General features: G+C 71.0%; 8 protein-coding genes. 1 reads left to right on the top strand and 7 read right to left on the bottom strand.

Annotation, left to right across the window (positions count from 1 at the left end; all coding sequences use genetic code 11):
* Positions 1-74: 74 nt before the first annotated feature.
* Genes Q3Y56_RS18100 through Q3Y56_RS18085 form a run of 4 tightly spaced genes read right to left on the bottom strand, consistent with a single transcriptional unit; the run spans position 75 to position 5,545 of the window.
* Positions 75-3,242, bottom strand: a complete 3,168-nt coding sequence (locus Q3Y56_RS18100; RefSeq protein WP_304462951.1) for a type I polyketide synthase — start codon at positions 3,240-3,242, stop codon at positions 75-77.
* A gap of 52 nt (positions 3,243-3,294) precedes the next feature.
* A complete protein-coding gene (locus tag Q3Y56_RS18095) occupies positions 3,295-4,032 on the bottom strand; it encodes a thioesterase II family protein (RefSeq protein WP_304462950.1) in 738 nt (245 codons plus the stop codon).
* Positions 4,029-5,279 carry a cytochrome P450 gene (locus Q3Y56_RS18090; RefSeq protein ID WP_304462949.1) on the bottom strand — a complete coding sequence of 417 codons (1,251 nt, stop codon included), beginning with the start codon at positions 5,277-5,279 and terminating at the stop codon, positions 4,029-4,031. The genes Q3Y56_RS18095 and Q3Y56_RS18090 overlap by 4 nt, the downstream gene beginning before the upstream one ends.
* A complete protein-coding gene (locus tag Q3Y56_RS18085) occupies positions 5,276-5,545 on the bottom strand; it encodes a phosphopantetheine-binding protein (protein ID WP_304462948.1) in 270 nt (89 codons plus the stop codon). Before Q3Y56_RS18085 ends, Q3Y56_RS18090 begins: the two co-directional genes overlap by 4 nt.
* A 640-nt stretch (positions 5,546-6,185) precedes the next feature.
* Between Q3Y56_RS18085 and Q3Y56_RS18080 the strand changes: the two genes are divergently transcribed.
* The gene (locus Q3Y56_RS18080; RefSeq protein WP_304462947.1) at positions 6,186-9,353 is read left to right on the top strand and encodes a BTAD domain-containing putative transcriptional regulator; all 3,168 of its coding nucleotides are present in this window, start codon (positions 6,186-6,188) and stop codon (positions 9,351-9,353) included.
* On the opposite strand, the gene Q3Y56_RS18075 is transcribed toward Q3Y56_RS18080, so the two are convergent.
* The 3 genes from Q3Y56_RS18075 to Q3Y56_RS18065 form a co-directional block, all read right to left on the bottom strand.
* A complete protein-coding gene (locus tag Q3Y56_RS18075) occupies positions 9,337-10,101 on the bottom strand; it encodes an ABC transporter permease (protein ID WP_304462946.1) in 765 nt (254 codons plus the stop codon). The two genes, Q3Y56_RS18080 and Q3Y56_RS18075, sit on opposite strands and share 17 nt — an antisense overlap.
* Complete coding sequence (locus Q3Y56_RS18070; protein WP_304462945.1) at positions 10,098-11,036, bottom strand: ATP-binding cassette domain-containing protein; 939 nt, start codon at positions 11,034-11,036, stop codon at positions 10,098-10,100. The genes Q3Y56_RS18075 and Q3Y56_RS18070 overlap by 4 nt, the downstream gene beginning before the upstream one ends.
* A 67-nt stretch (positions 11,037-11,103) precedes the next feature.
* Complete coding sequence (locus Q3Y56_RS18065; RefSeq protein ID WP_304465665.1) at positions 11,104-11,838, bottom strand: thioesterase II family protein; 735 nt, start codon at positions 11,836-11,838, stop codon at positions 11,104-11,106.
* Positions 11,839-11,852 lie beyond the last annotated feature (14 nt).

Raw genomic sequence — 11,852 nt, 5'->3', positions numbered from 1 at the left:
GAACAGGTGGTGCTTGGACCAACGGGTGGTGCTAGTGGTGCTGGTGGAGCTACGGGGGTGGTGCTATACGGGTGCTACACGTATCCGCGGTCGATCAATTCGTACAATTCATCATCACTCCGGCTTTCCACCCTCGTTCCCCGCGCCGCTTCCGGGACGTCGGGCGTCTCCGGCTCGACGGCGGCGTCGGCGGGCGTCTCCGGCTTGAGGAGGGAGAAGATGTGGCCGCCGAGCGCTTGCGGAGTGGGGTAGGAGAACGCGACGGTGGCCGGGAGCCGCACACTGGCTGCCGCGGCGAGCCGGTTGCGGAGCCGCACGGCCATCGAGGAGTCGAAACCCAGGTCCTTGAAGGTCTCGGTCGACCTCGCCGCGAGGTCGGCGCCCGTCAGATCCGTGTCCTCCCGGCTCAGCACCGCGGCCGTTTCGGCGCACACCAGGTCGAGGACCGAGGTTTCCGACACCAGGTCCGCCGCCCCGGTGTCGGTGGCAGCGGGCCGGTGCACGCCCGGTCCGCTCGTGGGTGCCGCGGAGCCCGTGGGCGCGGAGGAGCCCGTGGGCGCGGTGCCGGTGTCTTCGGGCGCCGTCAGCCAGTACCGCTGCCGCTGGAACGCGTAGGTCGGCAGGCCGATCCGGCGCGGCCGGTCCGCCGCGAACACCTCTTCCCAGTTCACCGACACGCCCCGCACGTGCAGTTCGGCAAGGGACGTGATGACCTTGCCCACGCTTCCGTCGTCCTTGTGCAGGGTGCCCGTCACCACCGGCGATGCCGTCAGCGCGTCGGCGGTCTCCTCCATCGCCACCGCGAGCACCGGATGCGGGCTGACTTCCACGAACGCCCCGCCGCGGTCCCGCATCAGGCCTTCGACCACCTCGCCGAAGCGCACCGTCGAGCGCAGGTTGTCGTACCAGTACGAGCCGTCGAGCGCGCGCGTGTCGAGCAACCCCCCGGTGACCGTGGAGTGGAACTCCACCGCCGACTCCTTCGGGGAAAGCCCGGCGGCGGCCTCGAGCACCCGGTCCCGGATGCGTTCGACGTGGTGGGAGTGCGAGGCGTACTCGATCTTGACCCGGCGCACCCGGACACCGTCTCCGGCCGCCATCGCCGCGAACTGGTCAAGCGCCTCGAGGTCCCCGGAGATCACCACGGAGCCCGGTCCGTTGACCGCGCCCACGCAGAGCCGCCCGGCCCACCGCTCCAACCGTTCCTCAACCCACGCGAGGGGCGCGGACACCGCGTTCAGCCCGCCAAGACCGGCCAGGTCGGTCAGTGCCTGGCTGCGCAGGGCGACGATGCGCGCCGCGTCCTCAAGCGGGATCGCGCCCGCCACGCAGGCCGCGGCGATCTCTCCCTGTGAGTGCCCCACCACCGCGTCGGGGACCACTCCAAGGGACCGCCACACCTCTGCCAGGGACACCATCATCGCGAACAGCGCGGGCTGCACCACATCGTCGCCCCGCTCAAGGGACGGCGCGGACTCCGCACCGGTCACCACGTCCACCAGTGACCAGTCCACCCACGGCTCCAGAGCGCGCGCGCACGCGTCGATCCCGCGCGCGAACACCTCCGACTGCGCGTACAGCTTCCTGCCCATGCCCGCCCACTGCGAGCCCTGGCCGGGGAACACGAAGACGACCGGGCCCACGGGCCCCGCGGCCACCCCACGCACCACCCGTGCCGAGCTGCTGCCCGTCGCCACCGCGTCAAGACCGGCCCACGATTCCTCGCGGCCGTCGCCGATGACCACCGCCCGGTGCTCGAACAGCGACCGCGTCGACACCAGCGAATGCCCGACGTCGGCCGCCGGCAGGGACGTGTCCGAGGCCACGAGTTCCCGCAGCCGCGCCGCCTGCTCCCGCAGGGCGGGCTCCGACCGCGCCGACAGCACCCACGGCACCACCCCGGCACGGCCCGCGGAGCCCGCGTCCTCACCTGCGGGACGGAGTTCCGTCCGGCCCTCGGGTGCCTGTTCGAGGATGACGTGCGCGTTGGTGCCACCCATCCCGATCGACGTCACCCCTGCCCGCCGCGGCCGACCCGGCGTGCTCGGCCAGGGCCGCGCGGACCGGAGGACCTCGAAGTCCTCCTGGAAGTCCGGGACGGCGGGGTTCGGAGACCGGAAGTTCAGATTCGCCACCAGGTGAGCGCGGTCCACGCAGAGCGCTGCCTTCACGAAGCCGACGATCCCCGCGGCCGGCTCCAGGTGCCCGACGTTCGCCTTCACCGAGCCGATCACCAGGGGGCGGCTCCGGCCGGTCTCCCGGAACACCTCGCGCAGACCGGATATCTCAGCCGGATCGCCGAGTCGTGTGCCGGTGCCGTGGGCCTCGACGTAGTCGACACCGTCGAACGGGACAGCCGCACGCTCGAGAGCCGACAGCACGGCTGCCGCCTGCCCGCTGGGGCTGGGATCCGGTATCCGGGAGGACGCGCCACCGCTGCCGACGCCCCAGCCGCGCACCACCGCGTAGATGTGATCACCATCGGCGACGGCGAGGTCGAGCCGCTTCAGCAGGACGAACGCCCCGCCCTCGCCCCGGATGAAGCCGTTGGCCCGTTCGTCGAAGGGGAAGCAGCGGCCGTCGGGCGACAAGGCGCCCAGATTCGCCAGGCCGAGTCCCGCCTCCGGATCGACGATCAGGTGCACGCCGCCCGCGATCGCCATGTCGACCGCGCCGCCGCGTATCCGGTCGCACGCCAGCGCCAACGACACGAGGGACGAGGACTGGCCCGAGTCCGCGCAGAAACTCATGCCGCGGACGTCGAACAGGCTCGAGATCCGGTTCGCGATCAACGCGCCGCTCGAGCCGAGCGCGGCGTAGTGGTCGTCCTGGTCGCTGCCGGACAGCTTGCGCAGCAGCTCGTACCCGGAGGGGCCGGCGCCGACCACGACATCGATCTCGCGGCCCGCGAGCGCGGTCGCCGGAACACGGGCGTCTTCGACGGCCTCCCAGGCGAGCTCCAACCCCAGCCGCTGCACGGGGTCCATGGCGGCCGCCTCAGCCGGCCCCGTACCGAAGAACTCCGCGTCGAACCCGTCGACGGAGTCGAAGAACGACCCCGAGTTCACGGTGACGGCGTCCGGGTGGGACGGATACTTCGCCTCGATCGCCCGCTGCTCGGGAAACGTTCCGACGGTCGACTTCCCGTCGAGCAGCAGGCGCCAGAACTCCCCCAGGTTGTGCACACCGGGGAAGCGGCACGACATCCCGATGACGGCAATATCGGTGGCTGCGCCACTCATACGAATTCCTTCCGGTTCCCTCGGCGTACGGCTCTTACGGGCTGCACTGCCGTCACCGCCAAGAGGTCAGCAGCTTCAGCAGTTCGTCCGGCGCGTCCATGAAGTCGTAGTGGCCGCCGTCGACAACCCGGATGTCGACCGAATCCGAGTACTGGCGCCACCCCTCGAGCTCGTCGAGGCTCACATCGGGGTCGTCCCGCCAGTGCAGTACGACGATGGGGCAGGACAGCGCGACCGGCTTCTCCCGCCGGTACGCACGCGCGGCGGCGTGATCGCGGAGCAGCACGGCCAGGCCCATGTCGATCATGTCCGGCCGCGGCTCCATTCCCCGGCCGCGGATGAACGACTCCAACTCGGAGCGCAGTTCGGACTCGGTCATGGTGAGCATCCGGTCGCGCGAGGCGTCGTGCGGTGCCGGCTGGCCCGACACGAAGAAGCAATCCGGCTGGGGCAGGCCCCGTTCGGCGAGCCGGACCACGGTCTCGTACGCGGGCAGCGCGCCCGCGCAGTGCCCGAAGAGCGCGAACGGCCGGTCGAGCAGCGGCACCAGGGGGTCGACCAGGCTGTCGGCGAGGTCCTCGTAGGTGCCGTAGTGGGGGTGGGCCAGCCGGTTCTCGCGGCCGGGGAACTGCACCGGGCAGACCTCGACGTCGTCGATCGCGGCCGGCCAGGCGCTGAACGCCGAAGCCCCGGACCCGGAGAAGGGGAAGCAGAAGATCCGGGCGGGGTGGTCGGTGGACGGCGGCCGGACGAACCACGGCGACGTGGCGGTGGTGGAGCCGGATGTCATGGCGTCTGTCGTTTCTGGGCGACGATGGGGAGGTGGGTCATCCCGGCGATGAAGTACGACCGCAGGTGCTGCGGTTCGCCGGCGAGCTCGATCGATGCGAACCGCTGGAGCAGTTCCTCGAAGAAGACGCGCAGGGTCAGCCGGGCCAGCGGCGCCCCGATGCAGAAGTGCGGCCCGAACCCGAACGCGACCTGGCGCTTGGCGCCGTCCCGCGTGATGTCGAACTGGTGCGGATCGGGGAACTGGGACTCGTCCCGGTTGGCCGACCCGATCCACGCGACGACCGCCGCACGGGCCGGGATCGTGCCCCCGCCGATCTGGACGTCGTCCACCGCGTACCGCATGAAGTTACAAGCGGCCGATGTCCAGCGCAGCCCTTCCTCGACCAGGTTCGGGACCAGCGTCGGGTCGGCCTGCGCCTTGGCGAACTGCTCGGGCCGCTCGATGAGCGCCTGCACCGTGCCCGAGACCGTGTGCGGCGTCGTCACGTTGGCGCCCAGGAGAATGCTGTAGCCGTCGAGGGCGATCTCCTCGTCGGTCAGCGGCGCGCCACCCGGGCGGACGCTCATGAGGTGGTGGAGCAGGCTGTCGTCCTCGCGACCGTCCGCCCGCCGCGTCTTGACCCACTCCTTGACGTAGGTGAGGAGCTCGTGGTGGGAGATGGCCAGGGTCGCGGCCTCGCTGCCCTGCTTGAAGTGCGGGTCCGAGGGAGCCGTCACCATCGCGGTGAGCTGGACGAGTTCCGCCCAGTCCTTCTCCGGGATTCCGAGGAGCGGGCCCGTGACCATCGCCGGGAGGAGCAGCGCCTTCTCGGCCAGGTCGAAGGTCTCACCGTCGAGCGCCGGTTCGAGGAAGCGCACGATCGTCCGCCGGATCGAGTCCTCCCAGGACTTCACCGCCCGCGCGGTGAGCTTGGCGCCGATCGGCCTGCGGACCTCGGTGTGCCGTGGCGGGTCGGTGGACGTGAGGAGCACGCCCGCCGCAGGGTCGTCCACCCCGACGTGGGTGGGCGTGGTGCCGCGCTCCGAGGTGAACTCCCGGTGGTCGCCGAGCACCCGGCACACGTCCTCGTACCGGGTCACGGACCAGAACTCCCGGCCGTCCGGGAGGACTTGGTGGTGCAGGGGAGCCTTCTCCCGCATCACGTCCCAGATCGGGTGCGGATCGCCGTAGGAGTAGAGGTCCAGGTCGAACAGGTCGACGCGGTCGAGGTCGATGTCCCGTGCGGGGCCCGGCGTCAGCCTCACGGCTGTGCCCTCCCCTGCTCGATGAGCTCGGCGACCCGGGCCGGTGTCTGTGCCAGGTAGAAGTCGCGCACGGACAGCTCGACGCCGTAGTCCTGGGCCACCCGATCGATGATCTTGATCCCGATCAGCGAATTTCCGCCGATCGTGAAGAAGTCGTCGTCCGCCCCGACTTCGCGAGAGTCGAGGTATTCCCCCCATAGCGCCGAGATCTCCCGTACGAGTGAAACGGGCACACTCGGAGTCGCGGCTCGCGCTTCTGCCTCCATTGCCAGCATTCTCCTTCCCCCACCAGCGAGACGAGTCCATCGCTCGGAATTGGTTGCCGACGGTGCACCGAGGGCCATCGCAAGGTCAACGTAATTGGCCGGTGAAACGCGGTGCAAGGGATGTCAGCGCGGCCTCGCTGGGCACCCGTCGTCCCGCCGGCGGGACAGCACATCACCTGCGCAGCCGCATGGGCCATGCCCCTGCCGCGTTATTCCTTTCTCGCCAGGGAGCCATTTCACAAATACCGGCTTGTCCCAGTGGAAGTGACTTTTCGATGTGAGCCGCGAGGTGCTCTGCACCGGCAGGGAGTTCCCGGCCGGCATCGGATTCCCGCTCCGAACCGCGGGTCATGAGACGCGAATCAACAAGACGAGGTGCGCGAGTTCTCCGGGTGCTCCGTGATCGGCTTGAGTCTCTTCGGTAATCGGCTTGAGCCTCGTCGATCGGCGACTCTACCAGTTCGACTCGGCGCTGGCGCTGCTCAGAGCGAGCGGACGATGTGCGTCCGCGGGCGCTGTCCCGTCGACGGGACAGCCGACGGGACGGCCGCGGACGCCCTTTCACCTGCCGCGTTGCCGCCATGCCCCGGAGCGCGTCGGCGAGTTCACTGACGTCGAATGACCATGACAGAATCAGCGGGTGCAGATCGGGATGCTGGGGCAGTTTGAAGTCCGCACAGATGACGGCGCCTTGGTCGACATGCCGGGTGCGCGACTACGCGGACTACTGATAGCCCTCGCCCTCAGAACGGGCCACGCGGTCCCGAAAGCGTCGCTCGTCGACTGGATCTGGGGCGAGCACCCGCCTTCCGACGCGACAAACGCCCTGCAGCGCCTGGTTTCGCGGCTGCGCAAGGCACTGCCGTACGGGGTGATCGAGGGGCAGACGGACGGCTACCGGTTGACACTGGGGCCCGATGCCGTCGACGCCGTGCGGTTCGAACGCCTCGTCGCCGCGGGCCGGACCCACGCCGAGGACAGTCCCCGACGGGCGCGGGTGCTCGGCGAGGCCCTCGGGCTGTGGCGCGGCGCGGCCATGCAGGACGTCGGCCTGCACGACAGTGCCGACTTCGACGCCGCGGTCGGCCGCCTCGAGGCCTTGCGCCTGACCGCCACGGAAGAGCGGATCGACGCGGAGATCGCACTCGGGCGCGGTGCGGAGATGGTCGCGGAGCTGACCGACCTGGTGGCCGCGCACCCGGTACGGGAACGGTTCGTCGCCGCGCTGATGCGCGCCCTCGTCGCGGCCGGCCGGGACAGCGAGGCCCTGCTGGTCTACCAGCGCGCGAGGGAGGCCCTGGCCGACGCGCTGGGCGCCGACCCCTCCCCCGAGCTGGAGGCGCTGCACGTCGCGCTGTTGCGGGGTGAGCTGGGGCAGGGCCTGCGGCGCAGGGAAACGGGCGCGAGGACCAACCTGCGCGCGGAGCTGACCACCTTCGTCGGCAGGGACGCCGATGTCACCGCGGTCCGTGCGCTCGTCGCCGAGCACCGGCTCACCACCGTGATCGGTCCGGCCGGCTCGGGGAAGACCAGGCTGGCCACGGAGACCGCGCGCACGCTGCTCGGCGACCTGCCGGACGGGGTCCGGCAGGTGGAACTCGCCGCCGTCCGCGCGAACGGCGGCGTGGCCGACGTGGCGCAGTCCACGCTCGCCGGTCTCGGCCTGCGGGACTCCCTGCTCGGCGGAGCCCCGAACGCGGAGCTGATCGACCGGCTCGTCGTCGCGATGCGCGAGCGGGATGTGCTGCTGATCCTGGACAACTGCGAGCACGTCATCGAGTCAGCGGCGGTGTTCGCCCACCGGATGCTCGGGGAGTGCCAGCGGCTGCGGATCCTGGCGACGAGCCGGGAGCCGCTCGGCATCACCGGGGAGGCGCTGTGGCCGGTCAAGCCGCTGGCCGTGCCGGCGGTCGACGCGGGCCCGGAGGAGATCCAGGCCTCACCCGCCGTCCGGTTGCTGCGGGACCGGGCCGGGGCGGTGCGCCGGGATCTCGGGTCCGACGCGCACACGCTGGCGACCACGGCGCGGATCTGCCGGGTCCTCGACGGGATTCCCCTGGCGATCGAACTGGCCGCGGCCCGGCTGCGCACCATGTCCGTCGACCAGCTCGCCAACCGGCTCGACAACCGGTTCCGCCTGCTGACCAGTGGCAGCCGGACCGCGCTGCCGCGCCACAAGACGCTGCGCGCCTCGGTCGACTGGAGCTGGGAGCTGCTCAGCGGCGCCGAGCGGACGGTGCTGCGCAGGCTCTCGGTGTTCTCCGACGGGGCGAGCCTGGAGGCGGCCGAGCGGGTGTGCGGGGGTGATGCGGTCGAGCCCGAGCAGGTCCTCGAACTGCTCACCGCGCTGACCGAGAAGTCGCTGCTGCTCGCCGAGGGCGGCGGCGCTCCCCGCTACCGCATGATCGGCACGATCAAGGAGTACGCCCGGCACCGGCTCGCCGAGACGGGGGAGACAAACCGGGCGCGCCACGCACACCTGGCCTACTTCACCGAGCTGACCGAGGTCGCCGAGCCGCACCTGCGCCGCGCCGAGCAACTGGACTGGCTGGCCACGCTCGAGACGGAGCACGACAACATCGGTGCGGCCATGCGCGGCGCGCTGGCGGCGGGCGAGGCGCAGGCGGCGATGCGGCTCGCGGCGAGCGCGGGCTGGTACTGGTGGCTCAGCGGCCACAAGACCGAGGGCATCGAGCTGCTCACCGCGGCCACCAGGACGTCCGGCGAGGTGACGGACGAGGCCCGCGCCATGGTGTACGCCCTCATCGCGATGTTCCTGAGTTCCGGTCCTGGCGGTGACGAGCACCAGGCCGCGGAGTGGATTCACAAGACGCACCGGTTCAGCCAGCGCAGTCGGCGCAGCCATCCGGTGCTGGGGTTCGTCGCCCCCTTGGAGCGCATGCTGCAGGCGCCCGACGCGTTCCTGCCCGCGTTCGAGCCGCTGCTCGACGACGAGGACCCCTGGGTGCGCGCGATGGCCCGGCTGCACCTGGGCAAGATGCGGATCATGCTCGGCCGGGACGGGCGGGACGCGGACGCCTATCTGGAGCGGGCGCTCATCGAGTTCCGGGCGCTCGGGGAGCGGTTCGGGATCTCGTTCGCCCTGACCGAGCTGGCGGACCGGATCGCCGTGCGCGGCGAGTTCGTCGCCGCGTGCGAGCACTACGAGCAGGCGATCGAGGTCGTCACCGAAGTGGGTGCCGCGGAGGACATCATGCGGATGCGGTCGCGGCAGGCGCAGATGTACTGGCTGCTTGGCGACAAGGACGCCGGCGCGGCCGCCATGGCCGAGGCGCGGCGGAGCGCGCGGCGCGTCACCTGGCCGGACGCGCTGGCCGAGCTGGCCCTCTCGGAGGCGGAACTCGCCCGGTGGGACGGCAGGACCGAGGAGGCCCACCGGCAACTCGGCGTCGCGAAGGCCCTGCTGGGCGACGAGGCGGAGCGGGCGATCATTCGGGCGAGGACCCACGACCTGCTCGGCTACCTCACCGATGACCTCGGCGAGTCCCGGGCGCACCGAGCGGCGGCCTACCAGGCGGCGTCCGAGGGGGGACACGCGCCGTTGATCGCGCACGTGCTCGTCGGGGTCGCGGATCTGGCGCTGCGCCGCGACGAGCACGAGCAGGCCGCGCGGCTGCTCGCGGCGAGCGCGGGGGTGCGCGGGCTGCAGGACCGCTCCCACCCGGACGTGGCCCGGATCGAGCAGACCGCGCGCCGCCGCCTCGGCGACGCGCGGTTCGCCGAGGCGGCTCGGGAGGGGGCGGAGGCCAACTGGTGTCAGTTGGCCGAGGTCACGCTCGCTTCTTGAACGTGGCGAGCGCCCACATGTAGCCGAGGAGGGCGAGCCCGACGCACCAGGAGACGGCCGCGATCGCGTCGCCCCTGGACGGGCCGTCCTCCACCAGCAGCCCGCGCAGCGTCTCGATGATCGGGGTGAAGGGCTGGTACTCCGCGAACTGCCGCGCGCCGGCCCCCATCGTCTCCGCGGGCACGAACGCGCTGCTCAGGAAGGGCAGCAGGATCAGCGGCACGGCGGCGAGGCCGGCCGACTCGGCGGTCTTCGCGGCCAGCCCCACCGCGACGGTGAGCCAACTGGTCGCGACGGTGACCAGCAGGATGAGACCGAACACGCCGAGCCAGTCCATGGCGCTCGCGGTCGGGTTGAATCCCATCGCGAAGGCCACCCCGATGATGGCGGCGTCGGCCACCATGCAGCGCAGCGTGGTGACGACGACCTGGCCGGTCAGCACGGCGCCGCGGGAGACGTCCATCGCCTTGAACCGGTTGATGATGCCCTTGGTCATGTCGTCGTTCACGGCCGTCGCGGTGGCGCCGAGCCCGTAGCTGATGCCCATCACGAGCATCCCCGGTGTCGCGTAGTCGACGTAGTCGTCACCGACGCTGAAGGCGCCGCCGAAGACCTTGACGAACATCAGCATGACCAGGATCGGGATGAGCAGCGCGTTGAACACCGTGATCGGGTTCCGCAGGGTGTGCTTCAGATTGCGGCGCAGCATGATCGACGAATCGGCCAACGCCGTGGACAGGGAGCTCACTTCGCCTCCTCCTTCGTGCTCGCGCGCCCGGTCAGGGCGAGGAAGACGTCGTCGAGGTCCGGTGTGTGCACGGAGAACTCCAGGGCGTTGACCGCGTGCTCGTCGAGCCGGTCGAGCAGGGCCCGCAGCGACTTCGCGTCGCCGTTGCTTGGCACCCGCAGGGTCAGTTCCTGGTCGTCCCTGGTGGCGCCGGGCAGGATCCGCGCCGCCGTGTCGAGGTCGTCGAGGTCGGCGAGCCTGAGCCGGACGTGGGTGCCAGGGGCCTGGCGCTTGAGTTCCTCGGGGGTGCCCTCGGCGACCAGGCGGCCGTCGTCGAGGACCACGATCCGGTCGGCGAGCTCGTCGGCCTCCTCCAGGTACTGGGTGGTGAGGAAGATGGTGGTGCCGCCTGCGACCAGATCGCGGACGATCCCCCACATGGTGCGCCTGCTGCGGGGGTCGAGGCCCGTGGTCGGCTCGTCCAGGAAGATGATCTGGGGGTTGCCGACCAGGGTCATCGCCAGGTCCAGCTTCCGGTTCATGCCGCCGGAGTAGGTCGCCGCCATCTTGTCCGCGGACTCCATCAGGCCGAACCGTTCAAGCAGTTGCGTGACCGTCTGCTCGCCGGACGGTACGCGCTTCAGGTCGGCCATCAGCCGCAGGTTCTCCCGGCCCGTCAGCAGGGCGTCCACTGCGGCGAACTGACCGGTCACGCCGATGGCGCCGCGCACCTGCTTGGTCGCGGTCGCCACGTCGTGCCCGGCGACGCGCACCGTGCCGGCGTCGGCCTTCAGCAACGTCGCCAGGATGTTCACCGTCGTCGTCTTGCCCGCCCCGTTGGGGCCGAGCATGGAGAACACCGACCCCTCGGGGACCTCGAAGTCGATGCCGTCGAGCACGACTTTGTCGCCATATGCCTTGCGCAGTCCAGAGACTGCGATCGCGGAACTTCTCATGTCCCCACCGTGCTCGTCGGGGCTGTCACCAATCTGTCACGCCCCTGACACGGCCGCTGTCCTGGCGTTAGCGGGCCCGGGCGGACTCGGCCTCGATCACGTCAAGGACCTCCCGGCCCTGGTCGACCAGGTACATGTGATCGCCCGCCAGCTCCGCGTAGCTGAACGCGCTGGTGGTCGCGGACCGCCACTGCCGCGCCTCTTCCGCCGTGACCAGGCCGTCGGAGTCGCCCCGCAGTGAGCAGATCGGCACCGACACCGGTTCGTCGGTGCTGGGCAGGTAGTTCTCGTGCATCTCGCAGTCGGCCTGCAGCACGGGGAGGATCAGCTCGCGCATCTCCGGGTGGTCGAGGGCCTCGTGCCGAAACCCCGCGAACTCCTCGACGCGGGCGAGGAACTCGTCGTCGGGGAGCCCCGCGGCGCGCCGCTCCCGTTGCGTCCACGGCCCCGGTGAACCGCTGACGACCAAGCGCTCGACGTGCACGTCGCGCTTGGTCAGCAGGTGCACGAGCTCGTACGCGAGCACCGCGCCCAGGCTGTGTCCGAACAGCACCACCCGTGCGCCCTCGCCGAGCGTCTCGGCAATGCCGTCGACCTCGCTCCTGGCGGCCTCGACGACATTGCGGTACGGCGTCTCCAGCATCCGCCGTTCCCTGCCGGGCAGCTCGAAGGCGACCACGCGCCACCGGTCGGCGGCCAACGCCCGCCACGGGTGGAAGAACGAAGCTCCCGCTCCCGCGAACGGCACGCACAGCAGCGTGGTCTGGTCCCCGTTCTCCGTCGGCCCGCCGGATGCCTTCACCGCGACCAACCCCC

It is taken from the genome of Streptomyces sp. XD-27, assembly GCF_030553055.1.
Classification (GTDB): Bacteria; Actinomycetota; Actinomycetes; order Streptomycetales; family Streptomycetaceae; genus Streptomyces.
The sequence above is the reverse complement of the archived record's forward strand: the minus strand, read 5'-3'. Positions and strand labels throughout refer to the sequence as shown.

Excerpts from the sequence above, each read along its gene's own strand:
- Q3Y56_RS18100 (WP_304462951.1), bottom strand. The coding sequence starts at position 3,242 with ATGAGTGGCGCAGCCACCGATATTGCCGTCATCGGGATGTCGTGCCGC.
- Q3Y56_RS18095 (WP_304462950.1), bottom strand. The coding sequence starts at position 4,032 with ATGACATCCGGCTCCACCACCGCCACGTCGCCGTGGTTCGTCCGGCCG.
- Q3Y56_RS18085 (WP_304462948.1), bottom strand. The coding sequence starts at position 5,545 with ATGGAGGCAGAAGCGCGAGCCGCGACTCCGAGTGTGCCCGTTTCACTC.
- Q3Y56_RS18070 (WP_304462945.1), bottom strand. The coding sequence starts at position 11,036 with ATGAGAAGTTCCGCGATCGCAGTCTCTGGACTGCGCAAGGCATATGGC.